Here is a 20,736-nt window from a genome sequence, read left to right as displayed (position 1 = left end):
GTACCGGAACGTATGCAATTAATACGTGAGGAACGGAAAAACGAGCCAACGAAGAATTTCGAAGTGTCATTTTTACCGGACTTTTTGAACAACTTCTAGTAGTCAAGGAGGAAATATTACAATGAGCAAAATAATAGGAATCGATTTAGGAACAACAAACTCATGTGTATCTGTTATGGAAGGAGGAGAAGCGGTAGTTATTCCCAACCCTGAGGGAAACCGTACGACTCCATCTGTAGTAGCGTTTAAAAATGGAGAAAGACAAGTTGGGGAAGTTGCGAAACGTCAATCAATTACAAACCCAAATACAATTCAATCTATTAAACGTCATATGGGTACTGATTACAAAGAAACTATTGAAGGAAAAGATTATACTCCACAAGAGGTTTCTGCTATTATCTTACAACATATTAAATCGTATGCCGAAGATTATATTGGTGAAAAAATAGACAAAGCGGTCATTACTGTACCAGCGTACTTTAATGATTCCGAACGTCAAGCAACTAAAGATGCCGGCAGAATTGCTGGTCTTGAAGTGGAACGTATTATTAATGAACCAACTGCAGCTGCTCTTGCATATGGTATTGATAAAGATGATCAAGATCAAACCATTTTAGTGTTTGACCTTGGTGGTGGTACTTTTGATGTTTCTATCCTTGATATTGGAGATGGAACGTTTGAGGTTGTTGCTACAGCTGGTGATAATCGTTTAGGTGGGGATGATTTTGACCAAGTTATCATTGATTATTTAGTTCAAGAATTTAAGAAGGAAAATGGAATTGACTTATCACAAGATAAAATGGCTGTTCAACGTCTAAAAGATGCTGCAGAAAAAGCCAAAAAAGATTTATCTGGTGTAAGCCAAACACAAATTTCATTGCCATTTATTACAGCAGGAGAAGCTGGACCTTTACACTTGGAAATGAACCTTACTCGTGCAAAATTTGAAGAACTATCTTCTGAATTAGTAGAGCGTACAATGGTTCCAGTTCGTAAGGCTTTATCTGATGCAAGTTATTCAAATAATGATATTGATAAAGTTATTCTTGTTGGTGGTTCAACTCGTATCCCTGCAGTACAAGAAGCAATTAAGAGTGAAATTGGGAAAGACCCATCTAAAGGTGTTAATCCAGATGAAGTTGTAGCATTAGGTGCAGCTATCCAAGGTGGGGTACTTCAAGGTGATGTGAAAGATGTACTATTACTTGATGTCACACCACTTTCATTAGGTATCGAAACGATGGGAAGTGTATTTACCAAGTTAATTGAGCGCAATACAACAATCCCAACAAGCCATTCTCAAGTATTCTCTACTGCGGCTGATAATCAAACTGCTGTAGACATTCATGTGCTTCAAGGTGAACGTCAAATGGCTGCAGACAATAAAACATTAGGTCGTTTCCAATTAACAGATATTCCACCAGCTCCTAGAGGAGTACCACAAATTGAAGTGTCATTTGATATTGATGCTAATGGTATCGTAAATGTACGTGCAAAAGATTTAGGAACAAATAAAGAACAATCCATTACTATTAAATCTTCTTCTGGTCTTTCTGATGAGGAAATTGATCGCATGGTTAAAGAAGCAGAAGAAAACGCTGAATCCGATCAAAAGCGTCGTGAAGAAGTAGATTTACGTAATGAAGCTGATCAGCTTGTATTTACAACAGATAAAACGATAAAAGACCTTGGTGACAAAGTTTCCGATAGTGAAAAACAAGAAGCGGAAACTGCTAAGGAAGAGTTGAAAAAAGCTCTTGAAGGAAATGATTTAGAACAAATTAAAGCGAAGAAAGAAGCGTTACAAGAGAAAGTACAACAACTCTCTGTAAAACTATATGAACAAGCTCAAGCACAAGCGCAAGCAGCTCAAGGTGAACAAACTTCAAATGACGCTGCAGATGATGTTGTAGATGCGGACTATCAAGAAGTTGATGATGATAAAGACAATAAATAATTTATAATATGTTTATTCTAAATATAAGTCAAAGTCAGGGCTATCTTGGCTTTGACTTTTTTACTCATTGTCATTATTAGACTTTAAAGTTTTAATAAATAAGGATATTTGCCATCATAAGCAAAATGATGATAATATAAAATCTATGCTAAAGTGTGTGTTCAAAAAGGAGGATGAAAAGGACCGAGTAGTTCGAGGCGGTGTCGCTTTGAGAAACGGAACGTATGCAATTAATACGTGAGTATCGGAAAAGCAAGCCAACGAAGAAATGCGAAGTGTCTTTTTCACCGGACTTTTTGAACAACCTTTTAAAGTGTGTCGGGAGAGTGAATTTACTGTGAGTAAGCGAGATTATTATGAAGTTTTAGGAATTGACAAAGGTGCATCAAAAGAAGAAATAAAAAAGGCTTATCGAAAATTAGCTAGAAAATATCACCCTGATGTGAATAAAGAAGCAGATGCTGAAGACAAATTTAAGGAAGCAAAAGAGGCGTATGAAGTCTTAAGTGATGAAAATAAACGTGCCCAATATGATCAGTTCGGTCATGCAGCTACTAATGGTCAAGGTTTTGGAGGCTTTGGTGGAGGAGCTGAAGACTTTGGTGGTTTCGGTGATATTTTCGATATGTTCTTTGGTGGTGGAAGAAGACGAGATCCAAATGCTCCACAACAAGGAAATGATTTACAGTATACCATGGTGTTAGAATTCGAGGAAGCGATTTTCGGGAAAGAAATGGATATACGTATTCCAAAAGAAGAAACATGTGAAACGTGTCATGGCTCAGGTGCAAAACCCGGGACAAAAGTAGATACTTGTTCTCACTGTCATGGTAGTGGTCAGTTGAACCAAGAACAAAATACTCCTTTTGGCAGGGTTGTAAACCGTAGAGTTTGTCATTATTGTAATGGTTCCGGAAAGATGATTAAAGAGAAATGTAATTCTTGTAGTGGGAGCGGCAGAGTGAAGAAAAATAAAAAAATCCATATCAATATTCCTGCAGGTATAGATGAAGGACAACAAATACGTGTAGCAGGAAAAGGGGAACCAGGAGTCAATGGTGGTCCTGCTGGTGACTTATTTGTCGTTATCCATGTGAAAGACCATGAATTCTTTGTTCGTGAAGGAGATAATATTCATTGTGAATTGCCAATAAATTTTGCTCAAGCAGCGTTAGGCGATGAGTTAGAGGTACCAACTGTACATGGAAAAGTGAAATTAAAAGTCCCTGCTGGAACCCAGACAGGAAAGATGTTCCGCCTAAAAGGAAAGGGAGCACCAAATGTACGCGGACGTGGTCAAGGAGATCAAATTTTAAAGGTTCGGGTTGTAACCCCAACAAATTTATCAGAAAAACAAAAAGACTTAATAAGAGAATTTAATGAATTACGTGGAAACGGTGCAACAGAAGAACAAGATAATTCCATTTTTAAACGTTTTAAAAATGCTTTTAAAAATTAATTATACATTTTCAAGTCTTTACTGGCTAACCAATTAGAAAACCGATTTGCTCAAATGTTTTTGCGAATGATAAAGGGTAGCCAGTAGAGTCCTGATAAGACTTTAGTATTCAGTAGAAGTTGAAAGGCTTTTCCTGAATAAGTTTCACTTTATAGAAATGGGTGAGTGGTCCGTATGAAATGGTCAGAAATAAGTATTTACACAACAAATGAAGCAATAGAACCAATCTCTAATATTTTACATGAAACAGGTGCTAGTGGACTAGTTATTGAAGACTCGGAGGATCTAGTTGCAATTAGAAGTGCCCCTTTTGGTGAGGTATATGAGTTAAATCCAGATGACTATCCTGAAGAAGGTGTACGGATTAAAGCATATTTGCCTCTAACTAGTTTTTTTATAGAAACGGTCGAAGAAATTAAACAGGCTATTAACAACTTATTAGTGTATGATATTGACCTTGGTATTAATGAAGTAACTATAAGTGAGGTTAAGGAAGAGGATTGGGCTCATGCCTGGAAAAAATATTATCATCCAGTGAAAATCTCTCAAAAAATTACCATTAAGCCTACATGGGAAGAATATACACCAGTTTCTAGTGATGAAATCATTATTGAATTGGATCCTGGTATGGCTTTCGGCACAGGGACCCATCCTACAACGGTATTAAGTATTCAAGCTTTAGAGCGGTATATTAATGAAGGTGACACTGTAATAGATGTTGGTAGTGGTTCTGGCGTATTAAGCATCGCCTCTTCTTTATTAGGTGCAAAAGAAGTTTTCGCATATGATTTAGACGATGTTGCGGTTAAAAGTACAGAAGAAAATGTGAAGTTAAATAGATTAGAAAATAATATTACAGCTAAACAAAATAATTTACTAGATCATGTTGATATGAAAGTTGATGTGGTTGTCTCTAATATTTTAGCTGAAATTATTGTTCGTTTTGTTGATGAGACATGGAATAATTTAAAACCGGGTGGATTATTTATAACCTCAGGTATTATTCAAAATAAGAAAGAACTTGTTAAAGATAAACTAAAGGAACAAGGTTTTGAAATTATCGCAATGAATGAAATGGAAGATTGGATTTCTATCGTTGCTAAAAAGAATTGTTAGTTTTTAAAGGTATCCCGGATAAGATTTATTACGTGTTATCCTGGGGCTCCGAATATTCGCCCCACTGTTTTAATCTGGAAAAGTACAACTAAGGCATTTGCCCGAACCTATAGGAAAAATGCCAAAGTTTTAAATTAAAGTAGGTGTGTAAATGCAACGGTATTTTGTTCCGAAAAAAGCATGGGATGACGATAGAATTATGATTACTGGTGCTGATGTACATCATATTTCTAGGGTAATGCGTTTTTCGGTTGGAGAAAAAATCATTTGTAATGATGAAAATGGAATAGCTGCCCAATGTGAAATTGTGGAAATAGATAAAGACTTTGTCGTTGTAACCATTCTTAATTGGTTGGAAGAAAATAATGAATTACCAATTAAGGTAACAATTGTCCACGGTATACCAAAGTCTGACAAATTTGAACTTGTTTTACAAAAAGGTACTGAACTTGGTGCATATAAGTATATCCCTTTTCAATCGGAAAGATCCGTAGTCGTTTGGGATAAGAAAAAATGGGAAAAAAAATTACAACGCTTTAGCAAAATTGTAAAAGAAGCTAGTGAACAAAGCCACCGATCTTATGTGCCAACTATAAGTAATCCAATGTCGATAACAGAACTAATCGAAGAAAGTTCCGAATACAATCTGAAAATATTTGCTTATGAGGAAGAAGCTAAAGTAAATAACTATCATACATTTGGGTCCATACTGAAACAACTAAATCCGAATCAAAAATTATTAGTCTGTATAGGTCCAGAAGGTGGTTTTTCAAATGAAGAGGCTAATTTATTAAAATCGAATGATTTTCATTCTATACGATTAGGACCAAGGATATTACGAACAGAGACAGCACCATTGTATGCATTATCCGCGATTTCGTACCATTTTGAAGAACTATAAAAGTTTGATAGAAGTTAGTGTAACGCACATTAATACTAATGCTGGAGTAGAGATAATGAAAGGGAATAAAGGAATGGATGGATATTAATAAAATCATCATCTTCCTTTAAATAACATTCATCAACATGTAAATAATCAGTTGACCTATTAATAGTATTATATTATACTTTATAGTGGCATATGTGAAATAAAACATATGTCATTAAATTTTTGGTTCTTTGCTTCGGAGGGAGGGAAATTAGCATGTCAAATACAACTCGCGTTCGTAAAAACGAGTCTCTTGAAGATGCTCTTCGTCGCTTTAAACGTAGTGTGTCAAAAAGTGGTACACTATCAGAATATCGTAAGCGTGAATACTATGAAAAACCTAGCGTTCGCCGTAAGAAAAAGTCTGAAGCTGCTAGAAAGCGTAAATACTAAAGAGGGTGCGGACTCATGTCATTACTCGAAAAATTAAATGAAGATATGAAGCAAGCGATGAAGAATAGAGATAAAGAAACCCTAGGCGTAATTCGCATGATAAAAGCTTCAATACAGAATGAATCGATTAAACTTGGAAAAGATACACTATCTGAAGACGAAGATTTAACCATCTTGTCTAGAGAAGTAAAACAAAGAAAAGATTCCCTCCAAGAATTTAAATCTGCTGGACGCGATGATCTTGTTAAAAAAGTTGAGACAGAGATTTCTATCGTTCAAAGATATATGCCTGAACAACTTTCTGAGGGAGAGCTCTCAGAAATAATTCAGCAAACGATTCAGGAAGTAAGTGCAACAACTAAGAAAGATATGGGTAAAGTAATGAGTGCAGTAATGCCAAAAGTGAAAGGCAAAGCTGACGGATCCCAAATAAAAGATATTGTTTTAAAACATTTAAATTAAGAAGGAAAAGGTCCTTATCTAAAGATAAGGACCTTTTTTGGCAGGATAAAAGAACACATAACCTTATCTGTATAAGTGTAACCTAAATATTCACGAGCCTAATTGCGAATACTGGGGATTCTAATATATTATGAAAAAAAGCTTTATTATTATGAAACTTTTTTGCCCGGTGCTCGTATATACTTAATAAAGGAGGTGATAATATTTGCGAAAAAACTTCATAAAATTTTACATAGTTCTGATAGGGTTAGCATTTTCTTTTTCCTGTCTCCATGTACAAAAAGTAGTTCATGCGGAGAAAAATGATGGAAGTGGCCAAACAGTTTACATCATTCCAATCGAACGTGAAGTTGAACGTGGTTTAGAAGCTTTCCTAAAAAGAACAACAAATGAAGCAATGGAATCTGGTGCGGATCATATTATTTTTGAAATAGATACACCAGGGGGGAGAGTTGATTCAGCTGGGCAAATTGGTACATTACTACAAAATTTAAAGTTACCTACGACTTCTTTCATTATTAACGAAGCATTGTCTGCAGGTTCTTACATTGCATTAAATACAGATAAAATTTATTTTGTACCACATGCTACAATGGGAGCAAGTGGAGTAATAAATGGAGATGGAACTGCTGCAGATGATAAAGCACAGTCAGCTTGGAAAGAAAGAATGAAGGCGGCTGCGGAATCCAAAGGACGAGATCCAATTTATGCAGAGGCTATGGCTGATTCTAGTATAGACTTACCAGAGTATGGTGCCGCGAAAGGCTCATTTTTAACATTAGGCCCAACGGATGCATTGAAAGTTGGTTATGCGGAAGGAATTGTAGACGATAGGGTTGAATTACTCCATGAGCTAGGTTTGGAAAATGCTACGATTATTGAAACGCAACCTACATTAGCAGAAGAAGTAGCAAGATTTTTAACCAATCCTATTGTATACTCCATATTGCTTTCCGTAGCAAGTCTAGGACTTATAGTTGAATTATATTCGCCAGGTTTTGGTATTCCGGGTATTATGGGCTTAACTGCTTTAATTCTCTTTTTCTATGGACATATCGTTGCTGGATTAGCAGGAATGGAAGCAATTATATTATTGTTATTAGGTATTGCTCTTATTGTTGCAGAATTTTTTGTCCCTGGTGGTATACTTGGTATAATTGGTGTAGGAGCTATTCTTGTTTCCTTATTCATGTCTGGTTATGATATTGGACAAATGTCAATAAGTGTTGGTATTGCATTTTTAGTAGCAGTTATTGCAAGTGTCATACTGTTTAGAAGAATTGGAATGGATAAGGGAGTTTTTAGACATATCATTCTCAAAGAAAGTACATCAACAGAGTTAGGCTATGTATCTAACTCTAATCGATCAGAACTTGTTGGTCAAAAAGGGGTCGCCGTTACGAACTTAAGACCTTCAGGGATAGCTGATATTGGAGATGAGCGGGTAGATGTTGTTTCAGAGGGGACCTTTATTGACAAAGCTAGTCAAATAAAGGTAGTCAAAGTAGAAGGTGCTAGAGTAGTTGTGAGGGAAGTAAATAACAATTAGGAGGAATTTAAATGGAGATTTACGATTTAATGCCGCTTATTATCATCGCACTTATCATCATTGCGGTAGTTATTTTATTTACGTTTATTCCAGTAGCACTCTGGATCAGTGCATTAGCAGCAGGAGTAAAGGTTGGTATATTTACATTAGTTGGTATGCGATTACGTCGTGTAGTACCGAACCGGGTAATTAATCCATTAATAAAAGCTCATAAGGCAGGTTTAGATGTTAAGATTAACCAACTAGAAAGTCATTACTTAGCAGGCGGGAATGTTGACCGTGTTGTTAATGCATTAATTGCAGCACATCGAGCAAATATTGAGCTTAGCTTTGAGCGAGCAGCAGCAATCGATTTAGCTGGTCGTGACGTTCTTGAAGCTGTACAAATGAGTGTAAACCCAGAAGTAATTGAAACTCCTTTTATTTCTGGTATTGCTATAGATGGTATTGAAGTAAAAGCAAAAGCGAGAATAACCGTTCGTGCAAATATAGACCGTTTAGTCGGTGGTGCGGGTGAAGAAACTATTATTGCCCGTGTAGGTGAAGGGGTCGTTAGTACAATTGGTAGTTCTGAAACACATGCAAAAGTATTAGAAAATCCTGACTCTATCTCTCATACAGTATTAGAAAAAGGGCTTGATGCTGGGACAGCTTTTGAAATCTTATCCATTGATATTGCAGATGTAGATATTGGTAAAAACATTGGGGCCATTTTACAAACAGACCAGGCTGAAGCAGATAAAAATATTGCACAAGCTAAAGCAGAGGAACGTCGTGCAATGGCTGTAGCTCAAGAACAAGAAATGGTAGCCCGTGTTCAAGAAATGCGCGCTAAAGTGGTAGAAGCGGAAGCAGATGTACCGCTAGCATTAGCAGAAGCACTTCGCTCTGGGAAAATGGGTGTCATGGACTATTTAAATTACCAAAATATCAATGCTGATACTGATATGCGTGATTCAATTGGTAAATTGTCTCAAGAAAATGATGACGAACATGAAAATAACTAATCATTTCAATGGGAAAGGAAGGATAACGTGGAAGCAATATTAGAAGCGATATTCAGTAACTTCTTTTTAATTCTAGTTATCCTCTCAGGAATATTTAGTTTTTTTAAAAAGAATACTGAAGACCAGAAGAAAAATAAAACGCCTAGTAAGCAGAAAACTAAGCCGAAAACCGTTCAACCTTCTGCAAGAAGCACAGAAACAACAAAGAAAAGGCCTGTATACACTTCCAAAATAGAAGATACAATTCAAGAATCTCTACAACAACTTTCTGTTGAGGAACAACAAAAAGCTCAGATGGAACGTTTAGCCGAGAAATTTAATACAAATAAAGAAATCGGTCGAACAATAGAACAAGGATTAGATTTCAGTCAAAGCTTTTCAAATTCTAAGATATTGAAAACGAAGCAGATCGAGAAAAGAACTGATTTTAATATGCGATTAAAAAGAAATGACCTAGTTCAAGGAGTTATTTTGTCCGAAGTGTTGGGTTCACCACGTTCAAAGAAACCTTACCAAACGGTTATAGAGGAAAGAAAAATGAAATTTAAATAATGAAGAATGCCGCCAGCGAAAAGGTTATGTAAGCTGGTGGCTTTTTTAATTTCTTGATTATATGAATTTGTTAAGTTCTTAACTTTTTATTAGATACATAAGATAAATATGAGAGGGGGATGCATACGTGAAAAAATTCAGGCAACGTGTCCAATCATTATTAATTAATTCTTTTGCACTTCCTTCTGATGTAATTCTCGAGTTACCTCGGATTACAGTAATTGGACAGATTCACGTGTATATTGAAAACCACCAAGGATTAGTAACATATTCTGACACGGAATTAAAATTAAAAGTGAATAAAGGATACGTTCAGATTAAAGGCAATTCATTTGTTTTAAAAATGATGCTACCTGAAGAAATCCTACTAGAAGGTACCATTACAGACATAAAATTCTTATCAAATTAATTTTATTGTGCATTAGAAGATAAAATTTTAGCTAAGAAGTGGTTTCGACATAGCTTAAATATTAACGTTCCAAGTATAAGAAAAATTAACATGCGCAAAGGAAAGTGAATGCGAGTTTATCTAATAGTAATAGGAGGAGGAAATGAGACAGGTACAGGGGACTTTTTTTACTGGATATGTCACAATTTTAATTAAAGGAAATTATCCTGAATTATTTTTTCAAGAATGTACAAAAAAAGGGATAACCGTATGGAATATAAGAAAAATTGATCAAGACGTTTGTGAAGGAAATGTTAGATTAAAAGATATAAAACATCTAAGAACTATTATTAGGGGGACACACTATAAATTAAATTTTACCAATAAGAAAGGTTATCCTTTTATTTTCAATAGATTTATTAAGAAAAGACCCCTCTTAGTAGCAATATTTTTAAGTGTTTTATTAGCTCTCTTTCTTTCTAATATTCTTTGGAAAGTGGAGATTACCGGTGTACCAAAAGATATTGAAGAAAAAATAGTTAAACAACTAGATGAGTATGGAATACATCGGGGTGCTTGGATATTTTCTTTAGACCAACCTAATACAATTCAGCAAAAATTAGTTGAGGATGTTCCTGAACTCCTATGGGTTGGTGTGGATCGAAGAGGGACAACTTATTCTCTTGAAGGAGTAGAAAAACTAATCGTTAAGGAAGAGGAGAAACACGGACCTAGGAATCTTATAGCTACAAAGAAGGGAATAATTAAAAAAATGTATGTAGCTAAAGGACTTCCCATAGTTCAAGTCAATGATTATGTCGAACCAGGAGATTTACTAGTATCAGGCCAAATTGGTACGACTGATCAGGAGGAAGAAAGTGAGGAAGAGAAGAAAGAACGAAACTTTGATTTAGTAGCTGCAGAAGGAGAAATTACTGCTGAGACTTGGTATGAAGTAAAAGTTACATCCCCTCTAGAATATAGTTATGAAGAATTGTCAGGTAATAAAGAAACTAAATATTACATTCAAATTGGTGAGTTTAAATTTCCGATTTGGGGTTTTGGAGATCCATCGTACGAACAAATTCATTATGATACGAAAGAGAATTCAATAAATTTTTTGAAATGGGAATTGCCGATAAAAATTGTAGATACGGTTTTAAGTGAGAAGGTATACTATAAAGGGAAAAGAACAAAAGAAGAAGCAATTCAAACAGGAATTGAACAAGCTAAGTCAGAATTATTGTTAGAGTTAGGAAAAGATGCCAAAATATTGTCAGAAAAAGTTTTGCATGAACGTATGGAGCATGGTAAAGTTAAAATGAACATAATATTTACAGTTGAGGAAAATATTGCACGTGTACAACCTATAAAGTGAAACTCATTCAGTGGGGATTTCTTATCCCCCACTGAATGTTAGTTGAACTTATCAGGGCGCTACTGGCTGTTGTCCCGCAATTAGATTTCTTTGTTTACTCGAATTCTTGAAGTGTGGGTCATACAGCCAGTTAAAACGTGATAAATCAAGGAGATTAGCTATGGCTGAACATTTAACAGAAATTAATTTGCATGTTGCAGATCCTAATGAAGCATTAGCTTTATTTGGAACTAATGATAAACATTTGAAATTAATAGAAAAGAAACTACAAGTCTCCATTGTATCAAGAGGGGAACTTGTTAGAGTTTCGGGTGATGATAATGCAATAACGCTTGTACAAGAAATTTTAACAAACCTTTTAACCGTTGTCAGAAAAGGTATTACCATCTCTGAACGTGACATCGTTTATGCTGTCGATTTAGCTAAGGAAGGGAAAATCAATCAATTAGAAACTCTTTTTGAAGATGAAATTACAAAAAATGTAAAAGGTAAATCAATCAGAGTTAAAACATTAGGTCAGAAGAATTATATTTCAGCAATTAAATCTAAAGATTTGGTATTTGGAATTGGACCAGCTGGAACTGGTAAAACTTATTTAGCTGTTGTTATGGCTGTACATGCATTAAAAAAAGGAGAAGTAAAACGAATCATCCTGACCCGGCCAGCAGTTGAAGCAGGGGAAAGCCTTGGCTTTTTACCAGGGGATTTAAAAGAAAAAGTAGATCCTTATTTACGTCCTTTATACGATGCACTTCATGATGTTTTAGGAGCAGAGCATACATTACGACTAATCGAACGAGAAACGATTGAAATTGCTCCATTAGCATATATGCGAGGAAGAACGTTGGATGATGCATTTGTAATATTAGATGAAGCACAGAATACAACAACGGCTCAAATGAAGATGTTTTTAACTAGATTAGGGTTTGGTTCCAAAATGGTTATAACTGGAGATATTACACAAATTGATTTACCTAAAGGAGCTAAATCCGGGTTACAAGTTGCTAAAGATTTATTAACGGATGTGAAAGATATTTCCTTTGTATACTTAAATCAATCTGATGTTGTTAGACATCCTTTGGTACAGAAAATAATAGAGGCTTATGAAAAAAGCGAGTCATGATAAGAGATAAATGTTATTTAAAGACCCTAGGATCATGGGTCTTATTTCTGTATCATGAATAAATCTTGAGGTGATATAGTTGAGAAAGAATCGGTTTCATTTACTATTAAAAAAATACACCTCGTCACTATTCATTATTCCATCGGTAGCTTTGTTAGGTGTTTTCTTCTTTTTTATTACTTTAGAAAATGTAAATACTAAAACGTATGATATTAATCGTTTTAGTACAGCAAACGAGACCATTCGCTCTCCAATAACGATAGAAGATGAAAAAGAAACTGAACGAAAAACAAGAGAAACGGTTCAATCTGTTTCCGATCGATATCTTGTATCTGATGAAATAACGAAAGAGAGAGTTAATTTTGTAGAGGAAATAAGAGAAGCCATTAATACATTAAATGAAAAGGGTGAAGGGGTTACAGATAATCAGAATAGGCCAATTACAGGACAAGAAAAGGTTCAAAAATTAAACCAATTGTTATCAGAAGATATTTCTATTTCTGTAAAGGATCAAACTTTTTTACAATTAATCGAGGCTTCTAATGAAGAACGTGAACAAGGTTTCGTCTTATTAAGCAAATCACTTCATGAAATAATGAAAGATGGAGTACGAACGGAGAATTTACAAACCGCTATTACGAATGTTCAAGATAATATTAAATATTCTACTTTAAATGATACTATTAAAAAACCACTAACGGAACTTACTAAATTCCTTGTAGTGGAAAATTCATTTTTTGATGTAGAACAAACGATGGAGGCAAGGAAAGAAGCGGCAGGAAGTGTTGATCCAGTCATGATTAGGGCTGGGGAAGTTATTGTGCGTGAAGGACAAACTATTACAAATCAAATATATGAGAATCTAGAATTAGTTGGTGTTCTTGACGGTCAGAGGAATATATTCCCACTACTGGGTATATTTCTATTAATTGTTCTTATTTGCTCAGTGATCGGTTATGAAATGTATCGACTTAAAAGAAATCATAAATTGGATAATAATAAAATAATTACAATCGTTATCGTTACTTTTGTAGGGATGACTCTCATGAAAATAGTAAGTCTTTATTCTGAAGAGTATAATGAAATTTTTTACATCGTACCGATAGCGACATGTGCTTTATTAATAAAACTTTTAATAAATGAACGATTTGCGTTTATAATGGCTGTTATTTATGCGGTTCTAGCAAGCTTTATCTTCAACGGGAAAATTACAGGATTTTTAAATGCGGAAGCAGGTCTTTACATATTATTTTCACAGGTCGCAAGTTTATACTTTTTGATGAATGTGAAAGATAGAACTACGATTTTAAGGTCTAGCTTAGGAATCATGGTAGTAAATATAATGACTGTACTGTTATTTATATTTTTATCTTTTGAAAAATATTCCATTCAAGACTTAATTATTCATTCAGGATTCGCTTTTGTTTCTGCATTCTTATCGGCAGTACTCACGATTGGACTACTTCCATTCTTTGAAACTGGTTTAAACATGCTATCTGATGTAAAATTATTACAATTGTCCAATCCTAATCAACCTTTACTAAAAAAATTATTAACGGAAGCACCGGGTACCTATCATCATTCTGTTATGGTTGCTAACTTAAGTGAAACAGCATGTGAAGCTATAGGGGCGAATGGTTTATTAGCAAGGGTGGGGGCGTATTATCATGATATTGGAAAAACTGTAAAACCACATTATTTTATAGAAAACCAATTATCAATCCAAAATCCACATGATTATATTAGTCCAAAGCAAAGTGCAGAAATCATAATTCGTCATCCATATGATGGGGCAAACTATTTAAAAAAATATAAAATGCCTAAAGAGATTATAGATATTGCGTTACAGCATCATGGAACTTCTTTATTAAAATACTTTTATTTTAAAGAGAAAGAAAAAAATAATCATGTAAAAGAAACGGACTTTAGATATCCTGGTCCAAAACCACAAACAAAAGAAGCAGCAATAATCAATATTTGTGATTCAGTGGAGGCAGCGGTTCGTTCATTAAAAGAACCAACGGAAGAAAAAATAGAGAACATTATTACATCCATTGTTCGTGATCGTATGTCTGATGGGCAACTGGATGAAAGTCCACTTTCGCTTAAGGAACTAAAAATCATTCAACAAACGTTATTCGATACTTTAAAAGGAATTTTTCATTCTAGAATTCAATATCCAATTAAGGAGGCAACATAATGAATATAGATTTTCAAGATAATACCAAAGATGTGAATAAAGAGATTATTGATTTACTTGATCGTTTACTCCAATTTGCAGCAAAAAAGGAAAATATAAATGATGAAGCGGAAATTTCGATTAATTTTGTAACTAATAAAGAAATCCAAGAAATTAATCGAGATTATCGTGATAAAGATGCTCCAACAGATGTTATTTCATTTGCAATGCAGGAATCCGTTGAGGGTGAACTAGAAATAATTGTTGAGGATATGGATATCCCAGAAACGTTAGGCGATATTATTATTTCTGTTGAGAAAGCGAAAGAACAAGCAGAAGAATATAATCATTCTTATGAAAGAGAATTAGGATTTCTTGCAGTACATGGTCTTCTTCATTTACTTGGATATGACCATATGAATGAAGAAGATGAAAAGAAAATGTTTGCTAGGCAAGAAGAAATTCTAGGTGAATTTGGTCTTGAAAGATAAGAAAAAACAGATTGGTTTTTCGCATGCATGGAATGGAATTAAAGAAACCATAAAACATGAATACAATTTTCGTATTCATTTGATGGCTACTTTTATAGTCATTATTTGTGGATTTATATTTCAAATTTCAATGGTAGAATGGATGTTTGTGTTTTTTGCGATTGGTTTAGTTTTAGTAACTGAAATGATTAATAGTGTAATGGAAGCCATGATTGATTATTTAAAACCGGAATATCATCCGCAAGCCAAATATATAAAAGATTCAGCTGCAGGTGCAGTCCTTATTTCTGCGATTATTGCTGTGATCATTGGTACAATTATTTTTATTCCAAGTTTATATAAGTTATTATGGTAATAAGCCCTTTTCCATTAGGGCTTATTTTTTAATCATTAAAAACTATATCTATTCTGAAGAAGGCGCCATATGTAAAGTATGCAAGACTGGAAAGTTATAGTATGATATGTGTAAATCTGACGTTCGTGGAGGTTGCAACATGGAAAATAATAATTACAAATCGGGGTTTATTGCTATAATAGGCCGGCCAAATGTTGGAAAATCAACATTCTTAAATAGAGTCATTGGACAAAAAATTGCCATTATGAGTGATAAACCGCAAACAACACGGAATAAAATTCAAGGGGTTTTAACTACGAATGATTCACAAATAATTTTTATTGATACCCCTGGAATTCATAAACCAAAACATCGTTTAGGTGACTTTATGGTTCAAGTAGCCGAGAATACTTTAAACGAAGTCGATGCGGTTATCTTTATGATTAATGCAAAAGAAGGGTATGGACGAGGCGATCAATTTATTATGGACTTGTTACAAAAAGCAAAAACTCCTGTATTTTTAATTATCAATAAAATTGATTTAGTCCATCCTGATGATTTATTTCCTTTAATTGACGAATATAAGGATAAAGTTGATTTTGAAGAAATCATTCCTATTTCGGCATTACAAGGGAATAACGTTACTCACTTACTAGATGTATTAAAAAGCCATTTACCTGAAGGGCCACAATATTACCCTGAAGAACAAATTACGGATCATCCGGAAAGATTTATTATAACAGAATTAATAAGGGAAAAAGTATTGGAATTAACGAGAGAAGAAATACCTCATTCCATTGCGGTTGTTATGGAAAACCTAGAAAAAAGGGAATCGAATGCTGTCTTTATACAAGCAACTATTGTTACTGAAAGAAAAACACAAAAAGGAATACTTATAGGTAAACAAGGAAGCATGCTAAAAGAAATTGGGAAGAAAGCTAGAAAAGATATTGAAGCCTTATTAGGATCAAAAGTATATCTTGAATTATGGGTGAAGGTTAAGAAGGATTGGAGAAATAAACAAAGCCAATTACATGAATTTGGATTCCGTAGTGATGAGTACTAATTGGTATACTTGGTAAATTTTTTAACTTATGATTGGTTGAGTCTGGGTCAACCTAAGGATACGTTACATTATCACAAATTTACTGAAAGGTGGGTTTTTTCGTGATCGACCTTACATGGAAACTCTTTAAAGAAACTGGAAGTATTGAATCGTATTTATTGTTTAAGGAGCTAGAAAATGACCACCATAATTCTATTGAATTTGGTCAAATGGAAATCGAGAAAGAATCACCGTTAGAATCAAAATAATGTAACCTTAGTTTTTAGACCCGTTCTCGGCATATCTATTTGGAGAAGGTGAATTGATATGCTTGAAAAAATTAATGGGATTGTAATGAAATCCAGAGATTATGGAGAAACACATAAGATAGTAACTATATTTAGTAAGAAGTTTGGAAAGATTACTGCATTGGCTCGAGGTGCAAAAAAGCCGAAAAGTAGAATGGCTGCGGTGACGCAGCCATTCATCTTTGCTCAATTTTTTATTTATATGAGCAAAGGGTTAAGTACGATTCAGCAGGGGGAAATTATTAATTCTAATCGTATAATTCGTGAAGATATAATAAAGACAGCCTATACAGCTTATATAATGGAGCTAACAGATAAATTATTGGAAGACCGTAATAGTGAAGCCTATATTTTTGAACAATTACAACATACGATGGATTATATCGCAGGAAATGAGAATTGTGAGATACCTGTTATCATGTATGAAATGAAATTATATAAGATAGGTGGATTTGCTCCAAAGGTAGATAGTTGTGTTAATTGCGGAAAAAAGGAGGAACTTGTTGTCTTTTCGATAAAAGAAGGTGGAATTTTATGTTCTCGTTGTAGACATGTAGATTTAGATTCGACCTTTTTACCAACCCCATTGCCTAAACTACTATACATTTTTTCTGAAATTGGATTGGAAAGAGTGAACAATATCTCAGTTAAAGATGAAAATAAAAATATAGTTAGACAAATTCTAGATAGTTATTATGATCATTATGGTGGATATTATATAAAGGCACGTAAATTTTTAAACCAAATAGATTTACTGAAATAAAGTAGCGAAAATTCCCTTAACCCCCAGGTAAAAGTTGACAAGTTTTTAATGTTACAGTATGATTTGTACATAATTCGATAAAAATAGATTGTGCAGAGAAGGAGAGGAGTATCTGTAATACCTATTTTAAGCGAGTCCAGGATGGTGCAAGCTGGATAATAGGGATACAGAGAAAGGCGCTCCGGAGCATGTTTTATAAAGTGGCTCAAAACTTTGAGCAAGTAGGGTGGAACCGCGGTAAAAGCCGTCCCTATGTCTTGTGTGAATAAGACATAGGGACGGCTTTTCCTATTTCTAATTTTAGGAGGAATGAATTGATATGAATATCCAGGAAATGATATTAACTCTTCAAAAATACTGGTCGAATCAGAACTGTATTTTAATGCAGGCTTATGATGTTGAAAAAGGTGCAGGAACAATGTCTCCAATGACATTGCTAAGAAGTTTAGGACCGGAACCTTGGAACGTAGCTTATGTGGAACCGTCTAGAAGGCCCAATGATGGTCGCTATGGTGAAAACCCAAATAGATTGTACCAACACCACCAATTCCAAGTAATTATGAAACCTTCTCCCGATAATATACAAGAGTTATATTTAGACTCTTTAAAAGAATTAGGTGTTAACCCATTGGAACATGATATTCGCTTCGTTGAAGATAATTGGGAAAATCCTACATTAGGCGCTGCCGGCTTAGGTTGGGAAGTATGGTTAGATGGAATGGAAATTACTCAGTTTACTTATTTCCAGCAAATCGGTGGTTTAGAAGCAAACCCAGTTGCTGTAGAGCTAACTTACGGTATAGAACGTTTAGCCTCCTACATTCAAAATAAAGAAAACGTATTTGATTTGGAGTGGAACAACGGTGTAACGATTCGTGATATTTTTTATCAGCCCGAGTATGAACATTCTAAATATACGTTTGAAGAGTCCAATACAGAAATGCTATTTGAGTTGTTCACAATGTACGAGCAAGAAGCAAAAACAACAATGGAAAAAGGCCTTGTATTTCCAGCCTATGACTATGTATTGAAATGTTCCCATACATTCAATTTACTAGATGCAAAAGGAGTTATTTCTGTTACGGAGCGTACAGGTTATATTTCACGGATTCGTAATTTAGCACGAAATATTGCAAAAGCGTATGTTGCTGAGCGCGAACGTCTTGGATACCCTATGTTAAATAAGGAGGAGAAATAAATGGCAAAAAATGCATTATTTGAAATTGGTTTAGAGGAATTACCTGCTCGGTTTGTTGATGATGCCGAAAAGCAATTATTAGATAAAACAACAAAATGGTTAACAGAATTGCGCATCTCCTTCGACAATATTAAAACATATTCTACTCCTAGAAGATTGGCTGTCCTAATTAGCAACATGGGAGAAATACAAGAAAGTGTTGAAGAAGAAGTGAAAGGCCCATCCGAAAGTATAGCAAAAGATGCGGATGGTAATTGGACAAAAGCGGCTATTGGTTTTACGAAAGGTCAAGGGAAGACAGTAGATGATATATATCTTAAAGAGATTAAAGGAACCTCTTATATCTATGTGAAAAAACATATTAAGGGTCAAAAAACCTTTGATCTATTACCAGAATTTAAAAAAATAATAGAGTCCATTCAGTTTGGAAAGAACATGCGATGGTCTACACAAACAATGCGATATGCTCGTCCTATACGATGGCTAGTTGCGCTCTTTGGTGAGGAAGTTGTTCGGTTTGAAGTGGCGACAGTCGAAACTGGAAATCAAACATTCGGTCACAGGTTCTTAGGGAATGAAATAACAATCCAAGAAGCCCAACAATATGAATCACTACTTCGTAAGGAATATGTTATCGTGGATTCAAATGAACGTGAACAAATGATAGTAGAACAAATTAAAAATTTGGAAGAGAAAGAAAATGTTATTATTCCCGTTGATAAAGACCTTTTAAATGAAGTGCGTAATTTAGTAGAATATCCTACTGTATTTTTAGGCTCATTCGAGGAAGAATATTTACAATTGCCGTCTGAAGTATTAATAACTTCAATGAAAGAACATCAGAGATATTTTCCGGTTATGTCTAATAAGCAGGAATTGTTAGCAAAATTCATAGGTGTTCGAAATGGGGATGATTATTCCATTTCAACCGTGGTTAAAGGGAATGAAAAAGTATTACGTGCAAGGTTGTCAGATGCGGAATTTTTCTATGAAGAGGATCAAAAACATTCCATCGATTTCTATTTAGAGAAATTACAACGTGTAGTTTTCCAAGTGAAATTAGGAACTTATACAGATAAAGTCAATCGGGTTATCTCTATTACAAAAGAGATTTGTAAAGAATTACAACTTGATGATGTAACGATGAATAAAGCAATTAGAGCAGCCGAAATTAGTAAATTTGATTTAATGACAAATATGGTGGACGAATTCACGGAGCTTCAAGGTATCATCGGAGAGAAATACGCTATCATTTTTGGTGAAGATGAAGAGATAGCTAAAGCGGTAAGAGAACATTATTTACCAAAACAGGCTAATGGAGACTTACCGGAAACTCAAATAGGATCCATTGTTAGCATAGCGGATAAATTAGATACCATTGTAGGCTGTATTTCAATTGGTTTAATACCAACTGGTTCTCAAGATCCTTATGGTTTACGTCGCCAAGCTGCAGGAATATTACGGATTTTAAGTGGGAATAAATGGAATATCTCTCTAGAATTTCTTTTAGAAATAGCAAAATCAATCTATAGAAATACCGAAATTGAAATCGACAATAAAGAAGAAGTTACAAAAGCATTAAAAGAATTTTTCCAACAACGTGCTTCTTATTTATTAAAAGAGAGCAATATTGAATCAGATATCATTCAAGCTGTTACGAATAATGGCATAGGTGTTTATGTATTTACAGAGGAAAAAGCAAGAGTATTATCTGAAAGACGCAATGATCCAGATTTCAAATCGATTGAAGAAGCATTAGTGCGAGTACTTAACTTAGCTGATAAAACGGAAAATATGAATATTGATGCAAAATGGTTTGAAACAGAGTCTGAAAATGCTCTATATGAAACATATCAAAATATTGCTGCAGATTATAGTCAAGCTTTAGAAGACTTTGATGCGGAAGAGGCTTTATTACATCTAAGTAATTTATCCAAGCCAATACATGATTTCTTCGATAACAATATGGTTATGGCAGATGATGAAAATGTGAGAAATAATCGTTTGGCATTAGTGAATAATATTGCAAATATGATTAAAAAATATGCCGAATTAACATTAATTGAATGGAAACAGCATCAATGAACTAAAGTGAAAGCGGCCATA

20 protein-coding genes and 1 other annotated feature are annotated in these 20,736 nt (G+C 34.4%); all 20 genes read left to right on the top strand.

Annotation, left to right across the window (positions count from 1 at the left end):
• Positions 1-121 precede the first annotated feature (121 nt).
• The 20 genes from dnaK (at position 122) to glyS (ending at position 20,715) form a co-directional block, all read left to right on the top strand.
• On the top strand, positions 122-1,957 hold the full coding sequence (gene dnaK / locus A9178_RS08605) for a molecular chaperone DnaK (RefSeq protein WP_068674353.1): 1,836 nt from the start codon (positions 122-124) through the stop codon (positions 1,955-1,957).
• A gap of 337 nt (positions 1,958-2,294) precedes the next feature.
• On the top strand, positions 2,295-3,416 hold the full coding sequence (dnaJ, locus tag A9178_RS08600; RefSeq protein WP_068674351.1) for a molecular chaperone DnaJ: 1,122 nt from the start codon (positions 2,295-2,297) through the stop codon (positions 3,414-3,416).
• A 174-nt stretch (positions 3,417-3,590) separates the two neighbouring features.
• The gene (gene prmA / locus A9178_RS08595) at positions 3,591-4,532 is read left to right on the top strand and encodes a 50S ribosomal protein L11 methyltransferase (protein WP_068674349.1); all 942 of its coding nucleotides are present in this window, start codon (positions 3,591-3,593) and stop codon (positions 4,530-4,532) included.
• 151 nt (positions 4,533-4,683) lie between these two features.
• Entirely contained in the window at positions 4,684-5,433 is a 750-nt protein-coding gene (locus tag A9178_RS08590) for a 16S rRNA (uracil(1498)-N(3))-methyltransferase (RefSeq protein ID WP_068674347.1), read from the top strand.
• A gap of 243 nt (positions 5,434-5,676) precedes the next feature.
• Positions 5,677-5,853 (top strand): 30S ribosomal protein S21, encoded by a 177-nt coding sequence (gene rpsU, locus A9178_RS08585; protein WP_047183793.1) that lies wholly within the window; start codon positions 5,677-5,679, stop codon positions 5,851-5,853.
• A 15-nt stretch (positions 5,854-5,868) separates the two neighbouring features.
• On the top strand, positions 5,869-6,315 hold the full coding sequence (locus A9178_RS08580; protein ID WP_068674345.1) for a GatB/YqeY domain-containing protein: 447 nt from the start codon (positions 5,869-5,871) through the stop codon (positions 6,313-6,315).
• 205 nt (positions 6,316-6,520) lie between these two features.
• Positions 6,521-7,864 (top strand): NfeD family protein, encoded by a 1,344-nt coding sequence (locus A9178_RS08575; RefSeq protein WP_068674343.1) that lies wholly within the window; start codon positions 6,521-6,523, stop codon positions 7,862-7,864.
• 11 nt (positions 7,865-7,875) lie between these two features.
• Positions 7,876-8,871, top strand: coding sequence for a flotillin-like protein FloA (gene floA / locus A9178_RS08570; protein WP_068674341.1), 996 nt, complete (start codon positions 7,876-7,878; stop codon positions 8,869-8,871).
• Positions 8,872-8,898: 27 nt separating this feature from the next.
• Entirely contained in the window at positions 8,899-9,423 is a 525-nt protein-coding gene (locus A9178_RS08565) for a hypothetical protein (RefSeq protein WP_068674339.1), read from the top strand.
• 127 nt (positions 9,424-9,550) lie between these two features.
• Positions 9,551-9,832, top strand: coding sequence for a sporulation protein YqfC (yqfC, locus tag A9178_RS08560; protein ID WP_047183797.1), 282 nt, complete (start codon positions 9,551-9,553; stop codon positions 9,830-9,832).
• 142 nt (positions 9,833-9,974) lie between these two features.
• Positions 9,975-11,189: a sporulation protein YqfD gene (gene yqfD / locus A9178_RS08555; protein ID WP_068674337.1), complete on the top strand. Its 1,215-nt coding sequence runs from the start codon at positions 9,975-9,977 to the stop codon at positions 11,187-11,189.
• Positions 11,190-11,349: 160 nt separating this feature from the next.
• The gene (locus A9178_RS08550) at positions 11,350-12,312 is read left to right on the top strand and encodes a PhoH family protein (protein WP_068674335.1); all 963 of its coding nucleotides are present in this window, start codon (positions 11,350-11,352) and stop codon (positions 12,310-12,312) included.
• Positions 12,313-12,391: 79 nt separating this feature from the next.
• Positions 12,392-14,512: an HD family phosphohydrolase gene (locus tag A9178_RS08545; protein WP_068674334.1), complete on the top strand. Its 2,121-nt coding sequence runs from the start codon at positions 12,392-12,394 to the stop codon at positions 14,510-14,512.
• The gene (ybeY, locus tag A9178_RS08540) at positions 14,512-14,982 is read left to right on the top strand and encodes an rRNA maturation RNase YbeY (RefSeq protein WP_068674333.1); all 471 of its coding nucleotides are present in this window, start codon (positions 14,512-14,514) and stop codon (positions 14,980-14,982) included. Before A9178_RS08545 ends, ybeY begins: the two co-directional genes overlap by 1 nt.
• Positions 14,960-15,337 (top strand): diacylglycerol kinase family protein, encoded by a 378-nt coding sequence (locus A9178_RS08535; RefSeq protein ID WP_156520732.1) that lies wholly within the window; start codon positions 14,960-14,962, stop codon positions 15,335-15,337. The genes ybeY and A9178_RS08535 overlap by 23 nt, the downstream gene beginning before the upstream one ends.
• A 139-nt stretch (positions 15,338-15,476) precedes the next feature.
• A complete protein-coding gene (era, locus tag A9178_RS08530; protein ID WP_068674329.1) occupies positions 15,477-16,382 on the top strand; it encodes a GTPase Era in 906 nt (301 codons plus the stop codon).
• A gap of 101 nt (positions 16,383-16,483) precedes the next feature.
• Positions 16,484-16,630, top strand: coding sequence for a YqzL family protein (locus A9178_RS18620; RefSeq protein ID WP_082918147.1), 147 nt, complete (start codon positions 16,484-16,486; stop codon positions 16,628-16,630).
• A gap of 58 nt (positions 16,631-16,688) precedes the next feature.
• Complete coding sequence (gene recO, locus A9178_RS08525; RefSeq protein WP_068674327.1) at positions 16,689-17,432, top strand: DNA repair protein RecO; 744 nt, start codon at positions 16,689-16,691, stop codon at positions 17,430-17,432.
• Between the two features lie 86 nt (positions 17,433-17,518).
• Positions 17,519-17,687: a binding site (T-box leader), on the top strand.
• 64 nt (positions 17,688-17,751) lie between these two features.
• Positions 17,752-18,630, top strand: a complete 879-nt coding sequence (gene glyQ / locus A9178_RS08520) for a glycine--tRNA ligase subunit alpha (RefSeq protein WP_068674325.1) — start codon at positions 17,752-17,754, stop codon at positions 18,628-18,630.
• Entirely contained in the window at positions 18,631-20,715 is a 2,085-nt protein-coding gene (gene glyS / locus A9178_RS08515) for a glycine--tRNA ligase subunit beta (protein ID WP_068674323.1), read from the top strand.
• Positions 20,716-20,736: the final 21 nt, after the last annotated feature.

The sequence above is a fragment of the Oceanobacillus sp. Castelsardo genome, assembly GCF_001659985.1.
Classification (GTDB): Bacteria; Bacillota; Bacilli; order Bacillales; family Amphibacillaceae; genus Oceanobacillus.
The sequence above is the reverse complement of the archived record's forward strand: the minus strand, read 5'-3'. Positions and strand labels throughout refer to the sequence as shown.